25 protein-coding genes and 2 riboswitches are annotated in these 24,030 nt (G+C 69.7%); of the genes, 11 read left to right on the top strand and 14 right to left on the bottom strand.

What is annotated here, in order from left to right; genetic code table 11:
- Window positions 1-39 precede the first annotated feature (39 nt).
- Window positions 40-1,215 carry a zinc-dependent alcohol dehydrogenase gene (locus tag AB0333_RS09680; RefSeq protein ID WP_115932242.1) on the bottom strand — a complete coding sequence of 392 codons (1,176 nt, stop codon included), beginning with the start codon at window positions 1,213-1,215 and terminating at the stop codon, window positions 40-42.
- A gap of 253 nt (window positions 1,216-1,468) precedes the next feature.
- Window positions 1,469-1,572: riboswitch (TPP riboswitch) on the top strand.
- 46 nt (window positions 1,573-1,618) lie between these two features.
- Here AB0333_RS09680 and AB0333_RS09675 point away from each other — a divergent pair.
- Together AB0333_RS09675 and AB0333_RS09670 are read left to right on the top strand one after the other, a co-directional pair.
- Window positions 1,619-2,383: a 3-oxoacyl-ACP reductase gene (locus AB0333_RS09675; protein ID WP_366218483.1), complete on the top strand. Its 765-nt coding sequence runs from the start codon at window positions 1,619-1,621 to the stop codon at window positions 2,381-2,383.
- A gap of 13 nt (window positions 2,384-2,396) precedes the next feature.
- A complete protein-coding gene (locus tag AB0333_RS09670; RefSeq protein ID WP_366218482.1) occupies window positions 2,397-3,311 on the top strand; it encodes an NtaA/DmoA family FMN-dependent monooxygenase in 915 nt (304 codons plus the stop codon).
- Between the two features lie 70 nt (window positions 3,312-3,381).
- On the opposite strand, the gene AB0333_RS09665 is transcribed toward AB0333_RS09670, so the two are convergent.
- Window positions 3,382-3,771 carry a thiamine phosphate synthase gene (locus AB0333_RS09665; RefSeq protein WP_366218566.1) on the bottom strand — a complete coding sequence of 130 codons (390 nt, stop codon included), beginning with the start codon at window positions 3,769-3,771 and terminating at the stop codon, window positions 3,382-3,384.
- Window positions 3,692-4,087, bottom strand: a complete 396-nt coding sequence (locus AB0333_RS09660) for a thiamine phosphate synthase (protein WP_366218481.1) — start codon at window positions 4,085-4,087, stop codon at window positions 3,692-3,694. The genes AB0333_RS09665 and AB0333_RS09660 overlap by 80 nt, the downstream gene beginning before the upstream one ends.
- A gap of 15 nt (window positions 4,088-4,102) precedes the next feature.
- A riboswitch (TPP riboswitch) is annotated at window positions 4,103-4,204 on the top strand.
- On the opposite strand from AB0333_RS09660, the gene thiO reads away from it, so the two are divergent.
- The 5 genes from thiO to thiD all read left to right on the top strand — a co-directional run bounded on the left by thiO (window position 4,193) and on the right by thiD (window position 8,728).
- Complete coding sequence (gene thiO, locus AB0333_RS09655; protein WP_366218480.1) at window positions 4,193-5,497, top strand: glycine oxidase ThiO; 1,305 nt, start codon at window positions 4,193-4,195, stop codon at window positions 5,495-5,497. Its footprint overlaps the riboswitch before it by 12 nt.
- Window positions 5,497-5,736 carry a sulfur carrier protein ThiS gene (gene thiS / locus AB0333_RS09650; RefSeq protein ID WP_366218479.1) on the top strand — a complete coding sequence of 80 codons (240 nt, stop codon included), beginning with the start codon at window positions 5,497-5,499 and terminating at the stop codon, window positions 5,734-5,736. The genes thiO and thiS overlap by 1 nt, the downstream gene beginning before the upstream one ends.
- 3 nt (window positions 5,737-5,739) lie before the next feature.
- Window positions 5,740-6,576 carry a thiazole synthase gene (locus AB0333_RS09645; RefSeq protein WP_115932245.1) on the top strand — a complete coding sequence of 279 codons (837 nt, stop codon included), beginning with the start codon at window positions 5,740-5,742 and terminating at the stop codon, window positions 6,574-6,576.
- Complete coding sequence (moeB, locus tag AB0333_RS09640) at window positions 6,573-7,757, top strand: molybdopterin-synthase adenylyltransferase MoeB (RefSeq protein WP_366218478.1); 1,185 nt, start codon at window positions 6,573-6,575, stop codon at window positions 7,755-7,757. The genes AB0333_RS09645 and moeB overlap by 4 nt, the downstream gene beginning before the upstream one ends.
- A gap of 152 nt (window positions 7,758-7,909) precedes the next feature.
- A complete protein-coding gene (gene thiD, locus AB0333_RS09635; RefSeq protein ID WP_366218477.1) occupies window positions 7,910-8,728 on the top strand; it encodes a bifunctional hydroxymethylpyrimidine kinase/phosphomethylpyrimidine kinase in 819 nt (272 codons plus the stop codon).
- Window positions 8,729-8,986: 258 nt separating this feature from the next.
- On the opposite strand, the gene AB0333_RS09630 is transcribed toward thiD, so the two are convergent.
- The 9 genes from AB0333_RS09630 to idi form a co-directional block, all read right to left on the bottom strand.
- A complete protein-coding gene (locus AB0333_RS09630) occupies window positions 8,987-9,715 on the bottom strand; it encodes a glycosyltransferase family 2 protein (RefSeq protein ID WP_366218476.1) in 729 nt (242 codons plus the stop codon).
- A gap of 65 nt (window positions 9,716-9,780) precedes the next feature.
- A complete protein-coding gene (locus AB0333_RS09625; RefSeq protein WP_366218475.1) occupies window positions 9,781-10,398 on the bottom strand; it encodes a hypothetical protein in 618 nt (205 codons plus the stop codon).
- Window positions 10,388-11,275: a prenyltransferase gene (locus AB0333_RS09620; RefSeq protein ID WP_366218474.1), complete on the bottom strand. Its 888-nt coding sequence runs from the start codon at window positions 11,273-11,275 to the stop codon at window positions 10,388-10,390. Before AB0333_RS09620 ends, AB0333_RS09625 begins: the two co-directional genes overlap by 11 nt.
- The gene (locus AB0333_RS09615; protein WP_366218473.1) at window positions 11,272-11,649 is read right to left on the bottom strand and encodes a lycopene cyclase domain-containing protein; all 378 of its coding nucleotides are present in this window, start codon (window positions 11,647-11,649) and stop codon (window positions 11,272-11,274) included. Before AB0333_RS09615 ends, AB0333_RS09620 begins: the two co-directional genes overlap by 4 nt.
- Window positions 11,646-12,047 (bottom strand): lycopene cyclase domain-containing protein, encoded by a 402-nt coding sequence (locus tag AB0333_RS09610; protein ID WP_366218472.1) that lies wholly within the window; start codon window positions 12,045-12,047, stop codon window positions 11,646-11,648. Before AB0333_RS09610 ends, AB0333_RS09615 begins: the two co-directional genes overlap by 4 nt.
- Window positions 12,044-13,852, bottom strand: a complete 1,809-nt coding sequence (crtI, locus tag AB0333_RS09605) for a phytoene desaturase family protein (RefSeq protein ID WP_366218471.1) — start codon at window positions 13,850-13,852, stop codon at window positions 12,044-12,046. The genes AB0333_RS09610 and crtI overlap by 4 nt, the downstream gene beginning before the upstream one ends.
- The gene (locus tag AB0333_RS09600; protein WP_366218469.1) at window positions 13,849-14,703 is read right to left on the bottom strand and encodes a squalene/phytoene synthase family protein; all 855 of its coding nucleotides are present in this window, start codon (window positions 14,701-14,703) and stop codon (window positions 13,849-13,851) included. Before AB0333_RS09600 ends, crtI begins: the two co-directional genes overlap by 4 nt.
- Complete coding sequence (locus AB0333_RS09595; RefSeq protein WP_366218468.1) at window positions 14,700-15,851, bottom strand: polyprenyl synthetase family protein; 1,152 nt, start codon at window positions 15,849-15,851, stop codon at window positions 14,700-14,702. The genes AB0333_RS09600 and AB0333_RS09595 overlap by 4 nt, the downstream gene beginning before the upstream one ends.
- Window positions 15,848-16,411, bottom strand: a complete 564-nt coding sequence (gene idi / locus AB0333_RS09590) for an isopentenyl-diphosphate Delta-isomerase (RefSeq protein WP_366218467.1) — start codon at window positions 16,409-16,411, stop codon at window positions 15,848-15,850. Before idi ends, AB0333_RS09595 begins: the two co-directional genes overlap by 4 nt.
- Before the next feature lie 83 nt (window positions 16,412-16,494).
- On the opposite strand from idi, the gene AB0333_RS09585 reads away from it, so the two are divergent.
- Entirely contained in the window at window positions 16,495-17,040 is a 546-nt protein-coding gene (locus AB0333_RS09585; protein ID WP_366218466.1) for a MarR family winged helix-turn-helix transcriptional regulator, read from the top strand.
- Here AB0333_RS09585 and AB0333_RS09580 read toward each other — a convergent pair.
- Complete coding sequence (locus AB0333_RS09580; protein WP_366218465.1) at window positions 17,034-18,587, bottom strand: SDR family oxidoreductase; 1,554 nt, start codon at window positions 18,585-18,587, stop codon at window positions 17,034-17,036. The two genes, AB0333_RS09585 and AB0333_RS09580, sit on opposite strands and share 7 nt — an antisense overlap.
- Window positions 18,588-18,763: 176 nt before the next feature.
- On the opposite strand from AB0333_RS09580, the gene AB0333_RS09575 reads away from it, so the two are divergent.
- On the top strand, window positions 18,764-19,246 hold the full coding sequence (locus AB0333_RS09575) for a pyridoxamine 5'-phosphate oxidase family protein (protein ID WP_366218464.1): 483 nt from the start codon (window positions 18,764-18,766) through the stop codon (window positions 19,244-19,246).
- A 46-nt stretch (window positions 19,247-19,292) separates the two neighbouring features.
- On the opposite strand, the gene AB0333_RS09570 is transcribed toward AB0333_RS09575, so the two are convergent.
- Window positions 19,293-20,621, bottom strand: coding sequence for a cytochrome P450 (locus AB0333_RS09570; RefSeq protein WP_366218463.1), 1,329 nt, complete (start codon window positions 20,619-20,621; stop codon window positions 19,293-19,295).
- A 125-nt stretch (window positions 20,622-20,746) separates the two neighbouring features.
- On the opposite strand from AB0333_RS09570, the gene AB0333_RS09565 reads away from it, so the two are divergent.
- A complete protein-coding gene (locus AB0333_RS09565; RefSeq protein ID WP_366218462.1) occupies window positions 20,747-22,372 on the top strand; it encodes an AMP-binding protein in 1,626 nt (541 codons plus the stop codon).
- 140 nt (window positions 22,373-22,512) lie between these two features.
- Entirely contained in the window at window positions 22,513-23,928 is a 1,416-nt protein-coding gene (locus AB0333_RS09560; protein ID WP_366218461.1) for an ATP-binding protein, read from the top strand.
- The last annotated feature ends 102 nt before the right edge of the window (window positions 23,929-24,030 follow it).

The raw sequence follows: 24,030 nt of genomic DNA, 5'->3' as shown, positions 1-24,030 counted from the left end.
CCGGCCCCGCAGGGATCGGACTCCCGTGCGGGTCCACGACTATGGCTTGAGGACGGCCTTGATACAGCCGTCTTGCTTCTTCTGGAACTTCTCGTACATCTCCGGGGCTTCGTCCAACGACGCGGTGTGCGTCTTGAGGTCCAGGACGCCGAGCGGATCCGAGGGGTCATCGACCAGCGGAAGGAGGTCGTCGATCCACCGTTTCACGTTGCACTGGCCCATGCGCAACTGGATCTGCTTGTCGAACATCGTGAGCATCGGCAGGGGGTCCTTCATGCCGCCGTATACGCCGCTGATCGAGATCGTCCCGCCGCGCCGGACGGCCTCGATGGCGGTGTAAAGGGCATCGAGCTTGTCCACCCCGGCCGTCTCCATCGCCTTGCGGCCCAGCGGGGACGGCAGCAGCCCTACGGCCTGGTGGGCTACCCCGGCCACGGGAGAGCCGTGGGCCTCCATCCCGACCGCGTCCACCATGGAGTCCGGGCCGCGGCCGTCGGTGAGGTCCTTCAGCTGCTCGGCCACCTCGCCGGAGGAGTCCAAGGTCTCGATGCCGTGGCGCTCGGCCATGGCCCGCCGCTCGGCGACCGGGTCCACCGCAAGTACCCGGTAGCCCAGGTGGCGGCCGATCCGGGCGGACATCTGGCCGATCGGGCCCAGGCCCAGCACGGCCAGAGAGCCGCCCTGCGGGGGCGCGGCGTACTGCACGGCCTGCCAGGCGGTGGGTACCACGTCGGAGAGGTACAGGTAGCGCTCGTCCTCACCGGTGTTCGGGACCTTGATGGGCCCGTAGTCCGCGTGCGGGACGCGCAGGTACTCGGCCTGCCCACCGGGCACCGAGCCGTAGAGGCGGGAATAGCCCAGGAAGACTGCACCGCTGTTGTACTCCCGGACCTGGGTCGTCTCGCACTGCGACTGCAAGCCTTGCTTGCACATGAAGCAGTGGCCGCAGGAGACGTTGAAGGGAATCACCACGCGGTCCCCGGCCTTGATCTGGGTGACGGCGGAGCCGACCTCCTCCACGATCCCCATGGGCTCGTGGCCGATGATGTCGCCCTTGTCCATGAACGGGGTGAGCACCTCGTACAAGTGAAGGTCCGACCCGCAGATGGCGGTCGAGGTGATCCGCACGATCGCGTCCGTGGGTTGCTGGATGCGGGGATCCGGAACCTCCTCGACGCTCACCGAACGCTTCCCCTGCCATGTCAAAGCCTTCATACGTCCTCCTTCTCAGGGCCGCCGCCCCACCGGGAACGGCAGCCTGCTGATCTATTCGGTCGAACCGACCCTACTACTGGGACTGCCCGATAAACGGTGTGTGGGTCCGGCAGTTTTCGTCAGTTCGTGGTTCTCTCGACCTGTCTGGCGCGGGTGATCGCGAACATGTTGCGCGCTGGCTTGGCCCCTGGTGTGATGTGCTCCTGATCTGACACCACGACCTACCGCTGAGAAGGGGTCGGCTATGCTCGGGGCCAGTGACACGGGGTGCTGGTGCCCACCTGGCGACCAGCTGAGATGAGACCCGTTGAACCTGATCCAGTTCGTACTGGCGAAGGGATGTCCGCCCGGTTGGCGTTGTCTCCGGGCCTGCGCTCCTTCGCCTCGGCCTTGAGGAGCGTCCGTGCAGATCGCAGAGCAGATTGTCCTGGTGACCGGAGGGGGTCGCGGCCTGGGCCGCAGCATCGTCGAGGCCTTCGCCGGTCAGGGGGCGCGGGTTCTCGTCAACTACCACACCAGCCGGCAGGCCGCTGAGGAGCTGGCCTCCCGGTTCGGTTCGGACCGGGCCGTGGCCCTGCCCGCCGATGTCACCGACCCGGGGCAAGTAGCCGCCTTGCTGGCTACGGGACGGGAGCACTTCGGGGCCCCGGTCACGACCGTGGTGAACAGTGCGTTGATGGGTTTCTCTTTCAACGGCGACGCCCGCCCGGGGGTGACGGAGATCGGTTGGGAGGACTTCGCCGCTCAGTTCGCCGGCAGCGTCCGGGGGGCGCTCAACACGATCCAGGCGGCCCTTCCGTACCTGCGGGAGAAGGGCTTCGGGCGGATCATCAACGTCGGCACCAACCTGTTCCAGAACCCCGTGGTGCCCTACCACGACTACACAGCGGCGAAGGCGGCCCTGCTGTCGCTCACCCGCACGACGGCCAAGGACCTGGGACGGCACGGCATCACGGTGAACATGGTCTCCGGGGGACTGTTACGCACCACTGACGCCAGCGCGGCCACTCCCGAGGAGGTCTTCGAGGCGATCGCCGCCGGCACGCCCCTGGGTCGGGTCATCACCCCGGAGGAGTTCGCCGACACCGTCCTGTTCTTCGCCTGCCCCTGGGGCCGGTCGGTCACCGGGCAGAACCTGGTGGTCGACGGCGGACTGGTCATGGATTGAGTGGAGGACCGGCATGACGGCCATGGCCCGCGCCACGTCGCACGTGGGGCTGGTCAGCACCGTCTCGACCACGTTCTCCGAGCCGTTCCTCGCGGCCCGGATGCTGGCGTCACTGGATCACATCAGCGGCGGCCGGGTGGGCTGGAACGTGGTCACGTCCATGTTCGACGCCGAGGCCCGCAATCACGGAATGGAGGCGCTACCCGGCCACGGCCAGCGGTACGAGCGGGCCGCCGAGTTCATCGAGGTGGCGCTACGGCTGTGGGACTCCTGGGACGATGAGGCACTGGTCCAGGAACCAGATGGCATGTACGCAGACCCAGCCCTGGTCCGGCCGATCGACCACGCCGGGGAGCACTTCCGGGTGTCGGGCCCACTGACCGTGCCGCGATCATCCCAGGGCCGCCCGGTGCTGTTCCATGCCGGAGCCTCCGGGCCGGGGCGCGAACTGGCCGCCCGGTACGCCGAAGGCATCTATGCCGTCGCCTACGACCTGTCCGCCGCCCAGAGTGACTATGCGGACCTGAAGAAGCGCATCGGCTCAGCCGGACGGGACCCAGCATCGGTGGCGGTGATGCCCGGACTCGCGACCTATGTCGGCTCCACGGAGGCGGAGGCCGTGGCGAAGCAGTCCCGGGCGGACGCACTGCTGCCCGCGAAGCAGCCCCTGGCCCAGCTGGCACCTTCATCGGGCAGGACTGCACCGGTTGGCAACTGGACGCCCCGGTCCCCGAACTGCCCCGCTCGAGCGGTTCAGCGGTCCACAGGGCCGCTACGCGACGATCCTGCGGATCGTGGAGGTCGAGGCGCCCACGGTGCGGCAGCTGCTGGGCCGTCTCGCGGCCGGCGGAGGGCACTGCACCATGGTCGGCACCCCCGAGCACATCGCCGACCAGATCGAGGAGTGGTTCCGTTGCGGTGCCGCTGACGGGTTCAACCTCATGCCACCGTGGCTACCGAACGACCTGGACGACTTCGTCGACCACGTCGTCCAGGGCTCAGTCGCGGATCAGTCCGCGCAGTTGCCGGGCCGCGACGCCGGGATCGGGGGCCTTGGTGATGGCGCGGACGACGACGATGCGGCTCGCCCCGGCATTGAGGACCTCGGGCAGCCGGTCGACGTCGATGCCACCGATGGCGAACCACGGGGTGCCCGCCGCCGCCGATCCCGCCATGAGCCCGGAAACATCCCGGACAAAACCCCGGCCGGTGGCGGGACGGCCGGGCTTGGTGGGGGTCTCCCACAGCGGTCCGGTGCAGAAGTAATCGACCTCGGGATCCTCGACTGCCGCACGGGCCTGATCGAGATCATGGGGGGAACGTCCGATCAGCACCTCGGAGCCGAGTAGGGACCGTGCCTGGGCGGGGGAGAGATCGTGCTGGCCGATGTGGAAGATGTCGGCGCCGACGTGGGGCGGCCACGTCGGCCCGGTCGTTGACCGCGAACAGTTTCTCGTTTTCGCCCGCCACGTCGGCCAGCAGGTGCAGTGCGGAGATCTCCGCATCGGTGTCCAAGGTCTTGTCCCGCAACTGGATGATGTCGACCCCACCGGCGAACGCGGCCTGCAGGACATCCTCGAGGTCACCCTGTTGCTGGCGGGCGTCGGTGCATAGGTAGAGCCGGGCGTCGGCGAGCCTTTCGGCGCGGGCACGGCGCGAGTTGCGGTCTGCTGGTACGGGGAACGCGGGGGTATGGTGGGTCACACGCTGGTGATAGCCAGCGGGTTCTGCGGGAGCCCCTCGGGGGCTGAGAAGGCTTGAGCGCCGACCGCCACACCTGATGCGGGTCATGCCGCCGGAGGAAAGGACGTGCCGGTGAATTCTGTGCATCCTGGTGTCGGGACTAGAGCGGTCGACGTCGCGGTCGTGGGCGCCGGGCTGGTTGGCTTGGCCACCGCTTGGGAGTTGCGCCGCCGCGGTCGCTCCGTCGCGTTGATCGACCCAGACCCGGGGGCGGGGGCGTCGCGGGCGGCTGCCGGCATGCTGGCTCCGGTCAGCGAAGTCCAGTACCAGCAGGAGTCCTTGTACCCGCTGATGGGCGCTTCGGCTGCCGAATACCCGGGCTTCGCTGCTTCCGTCGAGCAGGCTGCCGGAGCATCCGTGGGGTACCGGGTCACCGAGACCCTGGTCTGCGGAGTCGACTCCTCCGACCGGCAGGCACTGGCTGACCTTCGCCAATTGCAACTGAGCCATGGCATGGCGGTGGAACCACTGACTCTCCGCGCGGCCCGTTCCCTGGAACCGGCCCTGACCCCGCGTCTGTCCGCGGCGTTCCGCATCCCCACCGACCACCAGATCGACCCGCGCCGACTGGTGACCGGGTTGCTGGCGGCCCTGGTCGAGCGAGACGTGACCGGGGTGCTCCTCGCCGGTGACGTGGATGGTGGGCCAGTGCGCCTTCTCCGCGTGCAGGCCAGGGCACTGTTGTGGGACGGGCAGGGCGTGGTCACCGGTGTCGTGCTGACGGACGGTCAGGATGTGGTTGCTGACGAGACGATCCTGGCCCTGGGTATGGGTACCGGTGCACTGGATGGCCTGCCTGACACCTGTCGGTTGCCGCTTCGTCCGGTACATGGAGACATCCTTCGCGCCCGGCTCCCCGCTGGCCCGCAGCGACTGATCGAGCGCACCGTTCGTGGCCTGGTCCACGGTGTGCCGGTCTACCTCGTGCCGCGCGTCGACGGCACGATCGTGATCGGTGCCACGTCTCGCGAGGACGACCTGGGTGGCGTCAGCGCCGGCGGGGTGTTTCGCCTGTTGCGCGACGCCCAGGCCCTCGTGCCGGGCGTTGCCGACCTGGAGCTCAGGGAGGTCATGGCCCGCGCCCGCCCCGGTACCCCCGACGACGCGCCCTACCTCGGCCGCATCCGCACGTCCGACGGCGAACCCGTGCCCGGCCTGGTGGTCTCCACCGGTCATTTCCGCCACGGGGTGCTGCTCACCCCACTGGCCGCTCGCCTTGCCGCCCAGCTGGTCACCGATCAGGCGGGGACCGATCCGGACGCCGACGCCGCGCACCTGATCACTACCGACCCCCACCGCTTCGACCCCTCGGGCCTCGCTCGGCGCACGGTCGCCGCCCAAGCTTCCGCCCCCGAGAACAGGAGGACCTGATGACCGCCATCACCCTCAACGGCACCCCGCATGCCGTGCCCGAGGACACGACCATCGTCGACCTCGTCGCCGAGGCCATCAGCCGGCCCCTGGGCCCCGACGGCCGCCCGCTGGACGGGGGCCGCCTGGGCATGGCCGTGGCCGTGGACGCCGTCGTCCTCCCTCGCAGCCGCTGGTACCGCACGCCCGTCGTCGAGGGCCAGAGCATCGAGATCATCACCGCCGTCCAAGGAGGCTGAAACATGACCACGCCGCACCCGGACCCGCTGCTCCTCGACGGTGCGGAGTTCTCCTCCCGACTGATCATGGGCACCGGGGGTCTGAGCTCCCTGCACACCCTGGAGCAGGCCCTTCTCGCCTCCGGGACCGAGTTGACCACCGTGGCCCTGCGCCGCTACGCCCCCGGCCAGGGGGACACGCTGTTCTCCCTGCTCGAGCGCAACGGCATCCGGATCCTGCCCAACACCGCCGGCTGCTACACCGCCCGCGACGCCCTATTGACCGCCGAATTGGGCCGGGAGGCGCTGGAGACCGACTGGGTCAAACTCGAAGTCATCGCCGACGAGGACACGCTGCTGCCCGACGTCGTCGAACTGCTGGACGCCACCGAGCAGCTGGTGGCCCGCGGCTTCAAGGTCTTCGCCTACACCTCCGACGACCCGGCCGTCGCCCACCGCCTGGAGGACCTCGGCGCCGCCGCCGTCATGCCCTTGGGCGCACCCATCGGCACCGGGCTCGGCATCCTCAACCCGCACAACATCGAGCTCATCACCTCCCGCGCCGACGTGCCCGTGGTCCTCGACGCGGGCATCGGCACCGCCTCCGAGGCCGCCCTGGCCATGGAACTGGGCTGCGACGCCGTGCTGCTGGCCAGCGCGGTGACCCGGGCCCAGGATCCCGTGGCCATGGCCACTGCCATGCGCCACGCCGTGGCCGCCGGACGGCTGGCCGCTGGTGCCGGTCGCATCCCCGCGCGCCGCCACGCCGTGGCCTCCTCACCCATGACCGGATTGGTCGACACCGACGACCCGGAGGACGTGCCGCGCGGAGACTGGGCACCCGTCCGGGAGGGCCGATGAGCTCGCTGCCCCCGCTCGTGGAACCCGGCCCCGAGCTGACCCTGGAGGAGATCGGGCGCTATGCCCGCCACCTGTCCCTTCCCCAGGTCGGGGCCATCGGACAGCGGCGACTCAAGAACGCCCGGGTCCTGGTCATCGGGGCCGGCGGTCTGGGCGCCCCGGCCCTGCAGTATCTGGCCGCCGCCGGGGTCGGAACCCTGGCGATCGTCGACGACGACGTGGTGGCGGTCTCCAACCTGCAACGCCAAGTAATCCACACGGTTGCCGACCTCGGTCGGCCCAAGACGGACTCCGCCGCCGACGCGGTGGCCCGGCTCAACCCCCTGGTGGAGGTGCGGACCCACGCGGTCCGACTCACCGCGGACAATGCCGTGGACCTGGTGGGCCAGTACGACCTGGTACTGGACGGCGCGGACAACTTCACCACCCGGTACCTGGTCAGCGACGCCGCGACGTTGACCGGCCGACCGTGCGTGTGGGGCTCGATCCTGCGCTTCCAGGGGCAGGTCAGCGTCTTCTGGGCCGGGCACGGACCCACCTACCGGGACCTCTACCCCGAGGCTCCACCGCCCGGGAAGGTGCCCAGCTGCGCTGAGGGCGGGGTGGTGGGGGTGCTTCCGGCCACGATCGGCTCCATCATGGCCACCGAGGCCATCAAGCTCATCACCGGCATCGGGGATCCCCTGGTCGGACGGGTCCTGGTGCACGACGCCCTGGAGATGACCTGGCGGGAACTCCGTCTGGACCCGGACCCAGACGCGGTCCCGGTCACAGCTGTGAACGACCTTGACCCCAACTGCGCCGTACCGGGCGATGCCGCGGTCGCCCCGCACGAGACGCTGACCGCCCCCGAGCTGGCGGACCTGCTCGAGCGCCGGAATCGCGGGGAGGCTGCCTTCACCCTGGTGGATGTCCGCGAGGACTGGGAACGCGAGCTGGTGAGCATACCGGGCGCACGGCCCGTTCCGCTGCAGGAGCTGCTCGACCGCCGAGAGGCCGCACTGCCAGCGGAGACCCGCGGCGCCGACCTCGTGCTGCACTGCAAGGCCGGGACCCGCTCCGCCACCGCCCTGGCCACGCTGCGCCCGTACTTCGCAGGGCGGGAGGAGAACCTCCGCCACCTCGAGGGCGGGGTACTGGCCTGGGTGGCGCAGGTCGAACCGGAGAAACCTGCCTACTGAGCCAGCCCGACGCCACGAAGTCCACAGGTCCACCGAATGCAAGCGAGAGGAACACCGCGGATGTCCGTGCCTGAAGACTCCGTACCTTCTGATACCGGCCCGGCAGAGGTCCGACCCACGCCGGCAGAACTGGGTGGGGGGGCAGTGAACTCGTGAGCAGACCACCGGTCGCCCTGACGATCGCCGGCTCGGACCCTTCCGGCGGGGCTGGCATCCAGGCCGATCTCAAGACGTTCTCGGCGCTGGGAGTCTATGGCACCGCCGTGATCACCGCGCTGACTGCCCAGTCCACCCAGGGCGTGACCGGCGTGCACGCCGTCCCCCCGGAGTTCGTCCGCGCCCAGCTCGACACCCTTCTGGCGGACATACCCGTGGACGCCATCAAGATCGGGATGCTCGCCGGCGCCCCGACCGTGCGCACCGTGGCGGACTTCCTGCGCGAGCTGGCCGAAGGACAGGGTCCGGCCGTGGTGCTGGACCCGGTGATGGTCTCCACCAGCGGCTCGCGCCTCCTGGCCGACGACGCCGTGGCTGCCATCCGCGAGATGTTGCCCTACAGCTCTGTCATCACCCCCAACATCCCCGAGGCCGCGGTCCTGCTCGACCAGGCAGAGGCCACCGACATGGAAGGCATGCGCACCCAGGCCCAGGCCCTGCTCGACATCGGCGCCCGGCGGGTGCTCCTGAAGGGCGGGCATCTGGCTGGTGGGCATGCCACCGACCTGTGGCTCGACGCCGACGGAGAGCACCTGTTCACCGGGCCGCGGGTGCCGACGGCCAATACCCACGGCACCGGCTGCTCGCTGTCCTCGGCCATGGCCGCCCTGGTACCGCGCTGCGCGTCATGGCCGCAGACGGTAGACCGGGCAAAGTCTTGGCTGACCGGGGCCCTGCGGGCCGCGGACTCCCTCGAGATCGGCCAGGGCCCCGGACCCGTCCACCACTTCTACGATCTCTGGAAGTCGCCATGATCCAGACCGGCACATGATCCACCAGCGGATCGCCAGTCGGAAGAGGCGATCGTGATCTGATCGAACGGTATTGGGGCTAATCCGCCGGGCCGCATCGTGCGGAAGCCACTGCTCAGACACCACCGGTCGATCGCCTGGGTCCGGCCGATCGCTTCCCAGACACCCGTCGCGTCGTGCCTCGTCCGCCAATCTGCAGGCAGATGTTCAGCGTGGGCGGCGGGGTTGACGGGCAACAGCCAGTGCGTGCACTCAGAACCGTCAGTGGGGCGCATGGCGAACACCCCACCCGAACCGCAGGGCCCACCGTTTCCACGGGGGCACCCGAGACCAATTGAGGGACAGGGTGCGCAGGGCGCGGTGGAAACGGCGGCCGAGCTGGGCCATCCCGCGCAGTGAGCGGGCCGAGACCCCCACCACGATGCGGGGCACGGTGGCCACGATGTGGTGAGGCCCCAACGCGAGGGCCAGGTCCATGTCGTCATGCACTTCCCGCTCCGTGCGGTGCACCCGGCCTCGCACCTCCCGCCAGACCGACCGACGGATGGCCATGTTCGAGCCCCACAGCGGCGCCCGGGCGGTCGCCGCGTAACCGAGGGCGTAGTAGGCCCCCAGGTACACCGCAGCCGCAGGGATGCCGATCAGCCGGGGCAGGTCCACGAAACGACCCCAGCCGGTGACTGCGGCGGCCTCCGGGCGCTGCGCCATGGCCTCGGTGATCTGCTCGACCCAGTCTGGGCGGGGCAGCGAGTCGGCGTCGAGGCGGGCGATGACCGGGGCTTCGGCGGCGTCGTAACCGGTGGCGGCCGCGGCCCAGATGCCGACCGTCGGTTCCACCAGCACGCGCGCCCCGTGGGACGCGGCCACAGCCGCTGTGGTGTCCTCGGAGGCGTTGTCCACCACGATCACCTCGGCCGGCGCCACGGTCTGCTGCGCCAGGGCGCGCAGGCACCGGTCCAGCAGGACGGCGTCGTCTCGGGCGGGGATCACCACACTCACCAACTCCCGCTTCGGAGCTGGTGCTGGTACTGGCACTGAACCGTGCGTCTCGGAACTCAGGGCCACGGCCCGTCCTTCACGAGCCGGTCCAGCAACAGCCCGGCCAGCAGCGCGCCGAGCACCCCGGCGGCCAGGTCACCCATCGTGTCTTCGTAGCCGACTTGGATGGCGGGATCGAGCAGGGTGTGGCCGAACCACTCGCCCACCTCCCAGAGCACGGCCAGCAGGGCGCCCAATCCGGCGGTGAGCAGGGTCTGGCCAACGCGGCCGGCTGAGGGACCCGTCTGCAGCCAGCCGCTACGCAGCAGCGCGGCGGTACCGATGGCGGCCAGGAGGCCGGTGGCCACCACGTGCATGACGAGGTCGAGCCACGGGATCAGCTGGTACGCGTCCAGCAGGGCCGCCCAGGCGGCAGCCAGCAGGATGACGGCGGTTCCGGCTTGGACGGATGCCCGTAGCGGTGCCAGGCGGACCACGGTCTGGCCCATGAGCACCAGGGAGTAGAGGGCCACGGCCACCCCGCTGTCCCACAGTCCCAGGACCAGGCTGAGGAGCGTGAGCAGGGCGGCAGCGTCGGCGATCAAGCGCACGGGCAGGGGTCCGTCCACCCGCAGCGTCCTCACGGCCTCCTGCCACAACCGCGCCGCGCGGCTGGCGTTCGCCTCAGCCGCCACGGGCGATCCAGATCAGCAGCAAGGTCACGAGGAACCCGGTCACCATGTTGAGCCAGAGGAACCGCCGCCAGCCCCGGTTCGCCTCCTCGCACCGCTCATCCGGCAGGGAGCGGAACGGCAGGATGCTGACGAGGTACGGCAGCACCAGCACCCCGGCCAGGGCACCGGGCCACCCGGCCAGCAGCATCACGAGTCCGGCGGCGGCGTAGAGGACCATCGCGGTGCGGACGGCTCCGCGGGCTCCCAGCGCCGTGGCGATGGAGCCGATGCCGGCCTCACGGTCCGCGGTGACATCCTGCGCCGCACCGAAGGCCTGCGAGGCCATGCCCCAGAAGAAGAACGCGACCATGGAGGCCACCACGGCCAGGGTCGGCGGGGCCTCGGCCAGCGCCAGCCCGAAAACCGCGGGGCCCACGAAGTGCGTGGACGAGGTCATGGAGTCCAGCAGTGGCCGTTCCTTCAGCCGGATCCGCGGGGCCGAATATCCCACGACGGCGGCCAGCACCACCGCGAGCACCACGCCGGACACGAGGGTGCCGGCTGCCAGCAGGAACACCACGAAGGGCAGCGAGAGCAGTCCGGCGGACCACAGGGTCAAGCGGTGCCATCGATCGGAGAGGACGATGCCCTCCACCCCGCCCTTGCGCGGGTTGCGCAGGTCGGACTCATAGTCGAACACGTCGTTGATCCCGTACATCAGCAGGTTGTAGGGGAAGAGGAAGAAGAGGATGCCCACGATCAGCTCCACAGTGGAGCCGCCGCCGGCCATCAGGTACGCCGCGGCGAAGGGGTAGGCGGTGTTGACCCAGCTGATCGGGCGGGAGGATCCGAGCAGCTGGCGGGCCGCCTCGGGGGCGGTGGCGCTGACCGTCGTCATGCGTCCACCTCCCGTCCCGCCTCATGCCGACCGGCGTCATTCCGTCCCGGCTCGACCCGGCTCGACCCGTTCCGCATGGCCCCGGACAGCAGGGCGCTGACCGCGGGCAGCAGCAGTCCCGCTGCCACTGGCCAGACCAGGTCCTCGACCGGGGCCAGTCCCACCCGCCAGCCGGTGAGCAACTCCTCGTTGTACCGGAAGAGGTCGGCGGCGATCATCAGGTTGTCGAACACCACGGTCAGCACCACGAGCACGGCGATGGTCAGTGCGGTGGCGGCCCACCACCGCCGCCCCAGTCCGCACCGCCAGGAGGCGTAGGCGGCCACGGCCACCGCGAGCAGCAGGAAGAGCCCGGCGAGCGCAAGGTAGCTCACTTCGTCACCTCCCGACCGGCGGCCGGGCGCGGTACCTGGCGGCCGGCGTCGGGCGCTCGGGTTCCGGTGGATGCGCCACGACTGGCCCGGTGCAGGACGAGGACGATCAGCCCGCGCAGCACCAGGGTGAGGTAGGAGAGGAAGGTGATGAAGGCGATCTCCTCCAGCGGCAGCTCGGGGGCGAGCATGATGCCCGTCATCCCCTCGCTCTGGCCGGCGGCATAGTGCCCGGAGGCGATGGCGGCCAGGTCCCAGGCGAGGAAGAACGCGATACCGATCGCCACGGTGATCACCCCGGCCCGCGGCGCACGCCAGAGCACGAGCCGGAAGCGGTGGTCGAGCAGCGCCATGCAGGCGGTCGAAATGAGCAGGGCAGCGAGGTAGAGGAACGCCGTCATGGCCGCCCCGGGGTGGTCAGCGGGGCGCCGGGCGGTTCGGCAGCAGACCACGGCGCAGCACGCTTCGCGGGGGGCGATTCCGGTTCCGGCAGCGGGCCGGCGGAGTGGTCCCCGCGCAAACGCTTGACCAGGATCTCGGCACTGATCAGGCACATCGGCAGGCCGATGCCGGGGATGGTGCTGGAGCCGGCGTAGTAGAGCCCCTCCACGCGCCGGGAGACATTGCCGGCCCGGAAGAAGGCGCTCTGGGCCAGCGTGTGGGCGGGCCCCAGGATGCCTCCGCGCCAGGCGCCCAGATCCTCGGCGAAGTCGGTGGGTCCCACGGTGCGGCGGACCACGGTCCGTTCGGCCAGGTCCGGGATGCCGGCCCAGCGGGCCACCTGCTCGAGGGCGGCGTCCGCGATCGACTCGATCAGCGGATCACCGTTGCCGTCCACCCCGCCCCGGCCCAGGCCCGGATCGGCGGGCATCGGGATCAGCACGAAGAGGTTCTCGTGCCCCTCCGGGGCCACCCCCGGGTCCGTGGCCGAGGGCTTGCACACGTACACGGACGCGGGATCCGGCACGGTCCCGGCGGCGATCGCGGAGAAGTTGGCCTTCCAGTCACGCGTGAAGAACAGGCTGTGATGCGGCATCTCCGGCAGCGTACCGCGCACCCCCAGCATCACCAGGACACCGCCCGGCCCGCTGGTGCGCCGGCGCCACCATTGTTCGGGGAACGTCTGCAGTGGGCGCGGCAGCAGGGTCGTCTCGGTGTGGTGCAAGTCCGCGGCGGAGACCACGACGCCGGCCGGCAGCTCCCGCTCCTCCCCGTCCCGTCCGCGGACCCGGACGCCGGTGGCGCGGGCCGGCAGGCGGCGGCCGCGACGAGAACCGCCGGAATCGCGTGAACCGCGAGACTCAGGATGGTCTCGTCGGTCACGGCGGTCAGACTCCGTCAGGATGGCCGTGGCGGCGGTGCCGGCATGCAGTCGCACGCCGGACTCGCGGGCCAGCCGGACCATGACGTCCATGAGGTGGCCGAAGCCGCCCTGCGGGTACAGCACCCCTCCGGTCAGGTCCAGGGCGCTCATCAGGTGGTACATCCCGGGAGTGCGGTCCGGCGAGGACCCCAGGAAGACCGCCGGGTAGCCCAGGACCTGACGGATCCGCGGATCCGTGAAGCGGCGGGCCACGAACCGCTCCAAAGACTGCAGCAGCAGCGGGCCGAGCCGGTGGGCCTGACCGGCCACGCCCCGGGACAGGAACGGCCGGATGGAGGTGAAGGAGGTGTACAGGAAACGCTCGATGGCCATGTCGTAGGTGCGCTGCGCCGAGTCGAGGTAGCGCGCCAGGGCCCGGCCGGCCCCCGGTTGGACCGTCTCGAACCGGGCGATGTTGGCGTCCCGGTCCGCGGCGATGTCGAGGGGTTCGGGCCGGCCACCCTCATCACCCTCGGAGCCCCCGGATTCTTCGCTCCCCTCGAAGAAGACCCGGTAGGCGGGATCGAGCTGGCGCAGGTCGAGCTCTGCCTCGGCGGTGGTGCCGAGGAGCCGGAAGAAGTGGTCGAAGACGTCCGGCATCAGATACCAGGACGGCCCCGTGTCGAACCGGAAGCCCTCGTGCTCCCAGCTGCCGGCACGGCCACCGAAGGACTCCCGGGCTTCGACGAGGTCCACGGTGTAGCCCTCGCGGGCCAGCAGGGCGGCGGAGGCGAGCCCGGCGATGCCGCCGCCGATCACCACGACCGTCTCGCCGTCCGGAGGGGGCGCCACGGGGCCGGAGGCGGGCGCCGCCGTCGTTCGGGGGAGGTGTCCGGCGCTCATGCGGCTCGTCCCGTCAGGGCCCGGAGCAGGATGAGGGCCTTCTCGGTATCCGGGACGCGCACCCGCGCCTGGCGGATCTGCGCGGCCGGGGTCTGCCGCAGGCGCCGGGACAGGGCGGCGAACAGTCCGTGGGCGGCCTGGACCGCGCGCCGGCTGCTGGACGGCAAGCGAGGGATGGCCGTGGCGGCCACGGCCAGGTCCGCATCGATGTCATCCAGCAGCGCATCGCGGTGGGCGTCGCTGAAGGTCGCCGGGTCGAGTCCCGGGAAGTAGGTGCGGCCCAACAGGTCATGATCGTCAGCGAGATCGCGGAGGAAGTTCACCTTCTGAAAGGCCGCACCGAGGCTACGGGCGGCCGGGGCGAGGCGTTCGAAGGACCCGGGGTCCCCGGCGGTGAAGACCTTCAGGCACATCAGCCCCACCACTTCCGCCGAACCGTAGACGTACTCGGACAGGCTCTGGCTGTCATGGGAACTCTGGCTCAGGTCCGCTCGCATGGAGGCGAAGAACGGCTGCACGAGCCCGGTGCCGATGCCGCTCCGCCGGGCCACGTTCGCGAATGCGTGCACCACCAGATTGGTGCTGCGAGCGCATTCCAGGGCCTTCATGGTCTCGACTTCCAGTCCGTCCAGTTGAACGGCGCGCAGGGCCGGCGTGAGGACCGGGTCCGGATCGTCCACGATCTCATCGGCCACCCGCACCAGGGCGTAGATGCTGCGCACATCGGAACGGACGGGCTCGGCGAGCAGCCGGGAGGCCCAGCCGAAGGATGTCGAGTACCCGCTGATCACCTCGGCGGCACTGGCCTGGGCCACCCGGTCGTAGCGGCTGGCGGCGGTCGGTGCGTTCATCGGACCCCCGCCCGGGAGGCGTCAGCGAACCGCACGGGTTCTGGACTCGGTGCGGTCGGCGCGTCCGTGCTCCGGCCGGACCGTGGATCATCGAGGGCCAGGACGGCGGTGTCCCGGATGTCGCCGACCAGATCGGTGAGGACTCTCGCCAGCGCGGCCGGAATCGGCTCCTGCGCTGCGGCGGCGAGTGCCTCCTCGAGATGGCGGTCGGCCAGCTCCTGGACGGTGGCCCGGGCGCCGCAGTCCTCGAGCAGGGCACGCGCACGGCCCGCGTCGTGGTGGTCCAGGCCCGGATCCCCGATCAGGCCGCGCAGGTCGGACCAGGCCTCGGTGGTCCGCGCGTGGGCCAGCAAGGCGGTGTGCTTTCCCTCCCGCAGATCGGTCAGGGCGCTCTTGCCGGTGCGGGTCTCGTTGCCGAACACCCCGAGCAGATCATCCAGCAGCTGGAAGCCGATGCCCACCAGCCGGCCCAGACGGGCCAGGGCAGCGGTCACGTCCTCGGGAGCGCCCGCGAGGATGGCCCCGGCCTGGAGCGGGAGCTGGAAGGAGTAGACGGCGGTCTTCTGTTCGGCCACCCGCAGGGCCTCCTCCAGGGTGACCGGGCGCCCGCTCAGGTGCAGACCGAGCCGCACGTCCGCCAGCTCACCGGTCGCGGTGGCGTGCACGGTGTCCTCGAGCAGGTCCAGCAGCTCGTCCACCACGGGAGCCGGCGCCGGGCATCGGGCGACCAGCCTGACCGCGGAGACCAGGGCAAGATCGCCGGCCAGGATCCCGGCGGCCTCACCGTAGTGACGGGCTGTGGGCTGATCCGCGCCCTCGGTCCGCGCGGCGGCGGCAAAGGTTCCGGAGACATTGGGGCGCCCGCGGCGCACATCGTCGCCGTCGATCACGTCGTCATGCACCACGAAGGCCGTGTGCAGCAGTTCCAGGGCGGCGCCCACGCGGGCCACGGACGCGGCCGAGGTTCCACCGAGGGCGTCGTGCGTGGCGACCGTGAGCCCCGGCCGGAACCTCTTGCCGCCGCCGGAGGCCAGGGAGAGGGCCTCCCAGAGATCGCGGTGGTCCTGTCCCAGCCGGGCGGAGCGGTCCAGTCCGGAGGACAACAGCCGGTTGAGCTCCTCCGTGACCCCGTCGGGGGTGTCCTTCATGCCTTCTCCCCCTCGGTCGCGGCCGGATGCGTCCGGTAGGCGAGCACGCCGGGGAGTTGTTCGGCCATCCAGGGGCTCACGGCCCAGGGCGCGGCCCGGACGAGGGCGTCGACCTCGCCCGCCGGGACCCACCGATAGTCCATGACCTCGTCCGGGTTCGGCACGGGTTCGCCGAGGGCCGTCGCCACGTAGACGGGGCAGATCTCGTTCTCGACGATCCCGGAGGCATCCACGGCCCGGTAGCGGAAGTCCGGAAGGGCACAGTGGAGCCACGTGACCTGCAGGCCGAGCTCATGGGCGGCATACCGGTCGATGGTCTGCTCAAACGACTCGTCGAGCCTCGGGTGGCCACAGAACGAATTGGTCCAGACCCCGGGCCAGGCCACCTTCGCGAGGGAACGGCGGGTGAGGAGCAGGTCGCCGTTCGGCCGGAAGACGTAGCAGGAGAACGCCAGATGCAGAGGGGTGTCCGTGGTGTGGACCGTGGCCCGGGGAGCCAGGCCGCGGGCGTTGCGGTGTTCGTCCACGAGCACCACGTGGTCTTCCGGAACGGTGCTCACTGGCTTCTCCCTCATGCGATCACAGATTTCACTCGACAATCTAGCTAGCCTGTCTAGTGACCACGACATTAGCATTGACCACCATGGACAATCCACCGGGACGCGGCGTCTCCTCAACACCCTATTGGTACGAGGACTCCGATCCCACCGTCGGCCTGCTCCACGCCCTGCGCCGCTTCCGGCGAGCCGATCAGCGGATGCGGCGGCGCATGAGTGCTGACATGGAACTCAATGCCACGGACGTCGAGGCGCTGCGCCACATCATCGCCCACCAGGCCGCGGGGGAAGCGGTGACGGCCAGAGGCCTGGCGACCCACCTGGACATCTCGACGGCATCCACCGCCAAACTGCTCAACCGCCTCACCGAGTCCGGCCATGTCCAACGCCATCCGCATCCCGTCGACCGGCGCTCGGTGATCGTGACGGCCACCGACCATGCCCATGCGGAGATCCGTGAGTGGCTGACGGACATGCACCAACGGATGCTGGAGATCGCCCACGGCGTCCCCGAGGAGTCCCGCCAGGTCGTGACGGATTTCCTGGACTCGATGGCCGACTGCTTCGACCCGGAGACCAGAGACGACGCCTCGGTTCGCTCCTTGCCCCGGACTCCGCCAAGCCGTCACTGATCGCCGGGCTGCTCCCCGCTGGACTGGGGAGCGGCCGCGGCCATGATGTTCTTGGCCATCGTCGGGAAGACGAGGGCGTGGAACGGCTGGATGGCCCGCCAGTAGGCCCGGCCCGCCAGTCCGGAGGGGAAGAACACCGCACGCTGGCGCAGACGTGACCCGCCGCCGTCGCGCCCCTCCACGCTGAACTGCAGCCAGGCCCGGCCGCCGGCCCGCATCTCGGCCCGCAGCGTGACCGAGCGACCGGGCTCGATCTTCTCCACGCGCCACCAGTCGACGTGGTCGTTGACGCGCAACCGGCGGGCGTCCCTCCGGCCCCGAGCCAGCCCGTAGCCGCCCATCACCTGGTCCATCAGCCCGCGGATCCGCCACAGCACCGGTGCGGAGTACCAGCCGTTCTGACCGCCGATGGACTCCACCACCTGCCATACCGCCTCGGGTGAGGCGTCGCCGTCGCGCTCCCGGACGTCCGTGAAGACCGTGTTCCCCGCCCAGTCCGGGTCCGAGGGCAGCGGTTCGGCCGGATCGAGCGCCATCGTGGCCAGGACATCGTCATCCCAGGTCTGGTCCACGGTTCCCGTGCGCTGACGCTCGATCGCCCGTCGGCAGGCCTCACGGAAGCCCGTCAGGCCTGCCGGAGGGTCGGGGATCAAGGCAGCGATGTCATGCTCCTCGCTCACGGCGTCCTCCGCCATCGAGGCGGACAGCGGCATGGCGATCGCCCGCGGGATCGGGGTGACGACGCCGATCCAGAACCCGGAGAGCCGCTGGGCCGGGATCGGCAGGGCATAGACCTTGCGGGGAGAGAGCCCGGCCACGTCCGCATACTCCGTCAGCATGGTCGCAAAGGACTGCGCCCGCCCGCAGCCGACGTCGAAGGTCCGGTTGACGGGTTCGTGGAGCGCGCAGGCGTGGGCCAGGTAGTAGAGCACATCCCGGATGGCAATCGGCTCGATGCTGTTGGAAAGCCAGCTGGGTCCGGGCATCACCGGCAGCCGTTCGGCCAGGTGGCGGATCATCTCGAAGGACACCGAACCCGAGCCGATGATCACCCCCGCCTCGAACACCAGCGTGGGGACCTCGCCGGCCAGCAGGATCCGGGAGACCTGTTCGCGGGAGCGCATGTGGTCCGAGAGTTCCTCCAGCGGCTTGTCCGGGTGCAGCCCTCCCAGGAAGACGATCTGGCGGACGCCGGCCTCGGTGGCCGCCTGCGCGACGGTGCGCGCCATCGCCGCCTCACGCTCGATGAAGTCCGGGCCAGAGCCCATGGAGTGCACCAGGTACAGCACCGTGTGCACGTCGTGCATCGCCGCCCGCACTTGATCACCGTCCTGGAGGTCCGCCTGGGCCGTCTCCACCGACCCGGCCCACGGCCGCTGGGTCAGGTTCTCCACATTCCGAGCCGTGGCCCGCACCGTGAAGCCGGAGGCCAGCAGCTCCGGGATCAACCGGCCGCCCACATACCCGGTGGCTCCGGTGACCAGGACGCGGCGGCCATCACCGGCGGGAAGGGACAGCTGCAGCGGCGACAGGGGTTCGGAAGTCATAGGCCCCACCGTACGGCTCACCCCGGGAGCTGGAAACGGTTTCCCGCTGGGAGCTTCCCGTGCATGCGGTCCGGCCAGTCCACACCCCTGTTGTCCCTGGCGCCCTTTATGTTGGACTGGCTCTACCGATCCGACGGTCTGACGACCAGGCGGATCCCCGCAACTGAGGAGGAACCATGGCTGAGCACGATCCCGTGAAGACCCTGTTGGAGAAGACCGAGAAGGCGGGCGTGGCCATGCTGGCCACCACTGATGCCGCTGGGCGGATCGTCAGCCGGCCGATGGCCATCCAGGAGATCGAAGAGGACCACACGATCTGGTTCATCACCCGCATCACCACCCCGAAAGTCGAGGAGGCGAACGCTGATCAGCCGGTCAACGTGACCGTGGCGGAGAAGGGCTTCTGGGCCTCGATCAGCGGCACCGCCACCGTGGTCAGGGACATCGAACGCAAGAAGCGGTACTGGTCCAAGACCACGGAGGCGTTCTTCGGCGAGTCCCAGCCAGAGGACTCGGACATCGTCCTGCTCAAGGTGGACCCGGACACGGGCGAGTACTGGGATTCCCCGGGCCTGCCGGCCACCGCAGTGGAGGTCATCAAGGGCATGGTGAGCAAGGAGCCCGCTCACCCCGGTGAGAACACCACCGTCAACCTCTGATCCCGACGCCGGCCGGTGCCGGGAGCGGTTCCCGGCACCGGCCCGCTCAGCGGCTGCGAACCGTGAAGGTGGAAGAGAACGGGCTGAGGGTACCGGGCAGGTGGCCGGTGTCCAGCGGTTTTCCCGCCGTCAGCTCGCGACGGCTCAGCAGCTCGCCCAACACCAGGGACGAGGTCAGCAACACCACGTTGCGTCCCGGGCACATGCCCGGTCCGCCGCTGAACGGCACCAGCGGCCAGTCGTCGTCATCCCGGTCCCGCATCCACAGGTCGGGACTGAATCGGTGCGCCTCCGGCAGGGTGGCGTCATCGCGGTGGAAGAACGGCGCGAAGATCACTAGGGCGGTTCCGGCTGGAAGGAGCCCATTGCGCCAGCGCGTCTCGGTGGTGGTGTCCCGGAGGATCAGCGGCGTCGTCGGCCACAGCCGCAGCGACTCCAACACGGTGGCCCGCAGGTAGGGCAGGTCCGGCACCTGGGACATGTCCCGCCGGGCCTCATCCGCGGCACCGGGATGGGCCACCAGGAGGGAGAGGGCCCGGAACGTGGCCCAGGCCTCGGCGTCGAAGGCGAACAACCACTGCGGGATCTGCTGGACCGGGTGAGCCTCCGCCGTCGCCGGGGTCCGCGCGACCATCGCGGCCAGGCTCCCCGGCTCCGCCCCGTCCACGTACTCCTGCAGCCGCCCGAGGAACCGCTCCCGCAGCCGGCGGTTCTGGGGCATGAGGTAGGAGAGATTGCCGCGCTCCCGCAACCGGCGGAGGTCATCGGAGACCTGCACATCATCGCGGGCGCTCTCCCCCAGCACGATGCGCCGGACCATCCGCCCCCACATCACCGCGAAACCGTGCCAGTCCAGGGTGCCGGTGAAGTCCGCGTGGCCCAGCAGGGCCTCCACCTCCTCGGTGATGACGGCGCTCATCTGCTCGGCATGGCCGTGGACGGGACGCTCCGTCTCCAGGACCCGCTCGTTGAACGGGCGGCGGGACAGCCGTTGCTGCGGAGAGGAGACCAGCGCGTTCCCCGGCTCGAAGTGGTTCAGCGCCCCCCGCTTCTCCAGCGTGGCGGGCGAGAACGGCTCCGGACTGCCGTTGAGGACCCGGTGCACGTCCTCCGGGTCCAGGAGCAGCGCGATCCTCCGGCCGGGAAGGCGCAACTGCACCGGCCCGGCACCGTGGCGGGACCGCAGGCGCTGCATCTCGGCCACGCCGGCGGCATCCGCGTCGATCCGCTCAGCCAGGCCCACCGCCGTCGGCCTCCGGACGATCGGCCCCTTGAGGACCGGACCGAGCAGCACCCGCGTGAGGACGCGGACCTGGTCCACCGGGCCCAGGCTCGGTACGGCTGCGGCGGGCAGTTGCGGCGTTGCGTCAGGCATGACGCCAGACTTCCACGGCAGTCAGGGCCCCGACAAGGTTGGGCCTAGACCGGTTAGCGATCAGTAACTAGAGTCGGCATCGACCGATTCCCGTGATCCCGATCACACCCGCTGACAGGAGTCCCATGACCACCCAGCTCTCCCTTGACCGCGGCGAGACCAGCACTCCCCTCCTGGAGGAGACCATCGGCGCGAACCTGGCCCGGACCGTCGCCGCCGTCGGCGAGCGCGAAGCGCTGGTGGACGTGCCGAGCGGCCGGCGCTGGACGTACGCGGAGTTCGCGACCGACGTCGACCGCGTGGCCACCGGACTGCTGGGAATGGGCATCAAGACGGGTGACCGGGTGGGGATCTGGGCACCGAACCTGCCCGAATGGACACTGACCCAGTACGCCACCGCGCGGGTGGGCGCGATCCTGGTGAACATCAATCCGGCCTACCGGACGGAGGAGCTGCAGTACGTGCTCAACCAGTCCGGGATCCGCACCGTGGTGGCGGCGAGCTCGTTCAAGACCTCGGACTACGAGGCGATGCTGGCCCAGGTCGGGCCCCACTGCCCGGAGCTGCGGGACGTGGTGATCATCGGCGGCGAGGACTGGAACCGATTGGCCGCCACGGACGCGGACCCGGTCCGCCTGGAGCGGATCGCCGCGCACCTGACCCCGGACGACCCGATCAACATCCAGTACACCTCCGGCACCACGGGCTTCCCCAAGGGCGCCACCCTCTCCCACCGGAACATCCTCAACAACGGCTTCTTCGTCGGCGAGCGCGTGCAGTACACCGAGGCCGACCGGGTCTGCATCCCCGTGCCCTTCTACCACTGCTTCGGCATGGTGATGGGCAACCTGGCGTGCACCACCCACGGAGCGGCCATGATCATCCCCGCGCCGGGATTCGACCCCACGGCCAGCCTGCACGCCGTGGCCACCGAGCGCTGCACCTCCCTGTACGGGGTGCCGACCATGTTCATCGCCGAGCTCGGCCTGGAGGACTTCGCCTCCTACGACCTCTCCACCCTGCGCGCCGGCATCATGGCCGGCTCGCCCTGCCCGGAGCACGTGATGCGCCAGGTGATCGAGCAGATGAACATGCGGGACGTCTCCATCTGTTACGGCATGACAGAGACCTCCCCGGTCTCCCTCCAGACCACCGCGGGGGACAGCCTGGACCAGCGCGTCGGCACCGTGGGGCGCGCGGGGCCCCACCTCGAGGTCCGCGTGGTGGACCCTGTCTCCGATGAGGTGCTGCCGCGGGGGGAGGCCGGCGAGCTGCAGACCCTGGGCTACTCCGTGATGAAGGGCTACTGGAACGATCCGGACAAGACCGCCGAGGCCATCGATGCCGAGGGCTGGATGCACACCGGGGACATCGGCCTGATGGACGCGGACGGCTACGTGCAGATCACCGGCCGGATCAAGGACATGGTGATCCGCGGTGGCGAGAACATCTACCCGCGCGAGATCGAGGAGTTCCTCTACACACACCCGGACATCGTGGACGCCCAGGTGGTCGGGGTGCCGGACGAGAAGTACGGCGAGGAGCTGATGGCCTGGATCCGGGTCCGCGAGGGCGCCCCGGAACCGACCGCCTCCTCCCTGCGCGAGTTCTGCTCCGGGAAGATCGCCCACTACAAGGTGCCCCGCTACGTGCAGGTCATCGAGGAGTTCCCCATGACGGTCACCGGCAAGGTCCGCAAGGTGGACCTGCGCGCCCAGGCGATGGACCTGATGGCGGAGAGCCCCCGCTGACCCGCCCCCCGATGCCATTTTGCGGGCAGAAGTTGCGAGTGTCCTCTTGCCCGCGAGGCCATCGCCCTTCCGGCTCCCGGGTGCCACTCGAAACTACTCGAAGCTACTCTAAATTTTTTAGAGTAGTTTAGAGTGGCTTCATGCATGGCACCCCCGCAAGTCGCATCGCCTCTCTTCCGGAAGACGCCAGACTCAAAGCACTGCTGGAAACTCCTGAAGACCAGTGGTTCGACCGGGAGTCCGCCCGAGTAGCGCCCAAGGACCTCGCTTCATTACTGGTGGCCTTGGCCAACGCAGAGGGTGGAACTGCCGCCATCGGTGTGCACGATGGCGAGTACGACGGGCATCTCCTCACACCGGCCCGGAACAGTGCCCTACGCCACGCGGCCATGGACCACACCAATCCGCCGGTCCGCATGGAGACCGAGGAACTCAGCGTGGGAGATGACCATTCCGTCCTCTTGATACACGTTCGCCCCGGCGACCAGGTCTACGAAACCAGCAAGGGCGATGCCTACCTCCGGGTCGGCGACGAGACTCGCAAACTGGGATTCAACCAACGGCGTGAGTTGGCGTATGACCGAGGCTCAGCGCAGTTCGAGGGAGAAGCAGCGCCAGGGGCAAGCACTCATGACCTGGATTCAGATCAGCTCCAGCGTTACCGCGACGCCATCGGCGCTGGCGCAGACGACCCGACGGCGCTCAGGGCGCGCAGTCTGCTGACGCGCACCGGTGACCTCACGGTGGCAGGTCTCCTGCTGCTGGGTCACTCCCCCCAGCAATACCTACCCCAGGCTCTGGTCCGCGTGATGCGCTTCTCCGAACGGGATCCTGGAACCGGTTCACGGCAGTCTCTCGAGAGTGGCAAAGACCGACGCTTCGAGGGACCCATCCCCACCATCATCGACCAGGCAGCAGAATGCATCTCGCAGTGGTTGCCGAAGCGCCGCGCCCTGGGCGCATCCCGCCGGTTCGAGGACATCCCCTTGCTACCCGACGACGTGTGGCTGGAGGGACTGGTCAATGCCGTGGTCCACCGCTCCTACAGCCTCTCCGGTGACCATATCCGTGTCAGCATCTTTCCCGACCGGATCGAGGTGGAGAGCCCCGGCCGGTTTCCAGGACTTGCCGACCCGACCCACCCCCTGGACATCGCCCGGTATGCGAGGAATCCACGCATTGCCCGCGTGTGTTCGGATCTGGGAATCACTCTGGAGCGCGGCGAGGGAATCCGCCGCATGTTCGAGGAGATGCGTGGGCTGGGCCTCGTCGACCCGCTGTACGAACAGACCGGCGGAAGTGTTCGCCTGACACTGGTGGCCACGTCCCGGCTCGATCCGGAGCTGGAGAGCCAGCTGCCCGCCGGAGCCGACGACCTGGTCCGGATGCTTCGACAGCACGGCGGTGCCATCGGCACGGGGGAGATCGTGGAAGAGTCCGGGCGGTCCAGGCCATGGGTCCGGACCGTACTTGAAACCCTGCGGGAGGCCGGGGTGGTTGCCTGGGAGGGCAAGTCCCCCAAGGATCCGCGGGCAACGTGGCGCCTGGTCGATTGATACTCGCACCGCTGGCATGAAACTACTCGAAGCTACTCTAAAAAATTTAGAGTAGCTTCGAGTAGTTTCATGTAGCTCATCTGTCTTACTGCGTCTGCCCCG

It is taken from the genome of Citricoccus sp. NPDC079358 (assembly GCF_040702545.1).
Taxonomy (GTDB): Bacteria; Actinomycetota; Actinomycetes; order Actinomycetales; family Micrococcaceae; genus Citricoccus.
Note: the sequence above shows the minus strand (reverse complement) of the source record. Positions and strands in the feature narration are given on the sequence as shown.

Excerpts from the sequence above, each read along its gene's own strand:
- AB0333_RS09680 (WP_115932242.1), bottom strand. The coding sequence starts at position 1,215 with ATGAAGGCTTTGACATGGCAGGGGAAGCGTTCGGTGAGCGTCGAGGAG.
- AB0333_RS09670 (WP_366218482.1), top strand. The coding sequence starts at position 2,397 with ATGACGGCCATGGCCCGCGCCACGTCGCACGTGGGGCTGGTCAGCACC.
- thiS (WP_366218479.1), top strand. The coding sequence starts at position 5,497 with ATGACCGCCATCACCCTCAACGGCACCCCGCATGCCGTGCCCGAGGAC.
- AB0333_RS09645 (WP_115932245.1), top strand. The coding sequence starts at position 5,740 with ATGACCACGCCGCACCCGGACCCGCTGCTCCTCGACGGTGCGGAGTTC.
- moeB (WP_366218478.1), top strand. The coding sequence starts at position 6,573 with ATGAGCTCGCTGCCCCCGCTCGTGGAACCCGGCCCCGAGCTGACCCTG.
- AB0333_RS09620 (WP_366218474.1), bottom strand. The coding sequence starts at position 11,275 with ATGACGACGGTCAGCGCCACCGCCCCCGAGGCGGCCCGCCAGCTGCTC.
- AB0333_RS09610 (WP_366218472.1), bottom strand. The coding sequence starts at position 12,047 with ATGACGGCGTTCCTCTACCTCGCTGCCCTGCTCATTTCGACCGCCTGC.
- crtI (WP_366218471.1), bottom strand. The coding sequence starts at position 13,852 with ATGAGCGCCGGACACCTCCCCCGAACGACGGCGGCGCCCGCCTCCGGC.
- AB0333_RS09600 (WP_366218469.1), bottom strand. The coding sequence starts at position 14,703 with ATGAACGCACCGACCGCCGCCAGCCGCTACGACCGGGTGGCCCAGGCC.
- AB0333_RS09595 (WP_366218468.1), bottom strand. The coding sequence starts at position 15,851 with ATGAAGGACACCCCCGACGGGGTCACGGAGGAGCTCAACCGGCTGTTG.
- AB0333_RS09585 (WP_366218466.1), top strand. The coding sequence starts at position 16,495 with ATGGACAATCCACCGGGACGCGGCGTCTCCTCAACACCCTATTGGTAC.
- AB0333_RS09580 (WP_366218465.1), bottom strand. The coding sequence starts at position 18,587 with ATGACTTCCGAACCCCTGTCGCCGCTGCAGCTGTCCCTTCCCGCCGGT.
- AB0333_RS09575 (WP_366218464.1), top strand. The coding sequence starts at position 18,764 with ATGGCTGAGCACGATCCCGTGAAGACCCTGTTGGAGAAGACCGAGAAG.
- AB0333_RS09570 (WP_366218463.1), bottom strand. The coding sequence starts at position 20,621 with ATGCCTGACGCAACGCCGCAACTGCCCGCCGCAGCCGTACCGAGCCTG.
- AB0333_RS09565 (WP_366218462.1), top strand. The coding sequence starts at position 20,747 with ATGACCACCCAGCTCTCCCTTGACCGCGGCGAGACCAGCACTCCCCTC.
- AB0333_RS09560 (WP_366218461.1), top strand. The coding sequence starts at position 22,513 with ATGCATGGCACCCCCGCAAGTCGCATCGCCTCTCTTCCGGAAGACGCC.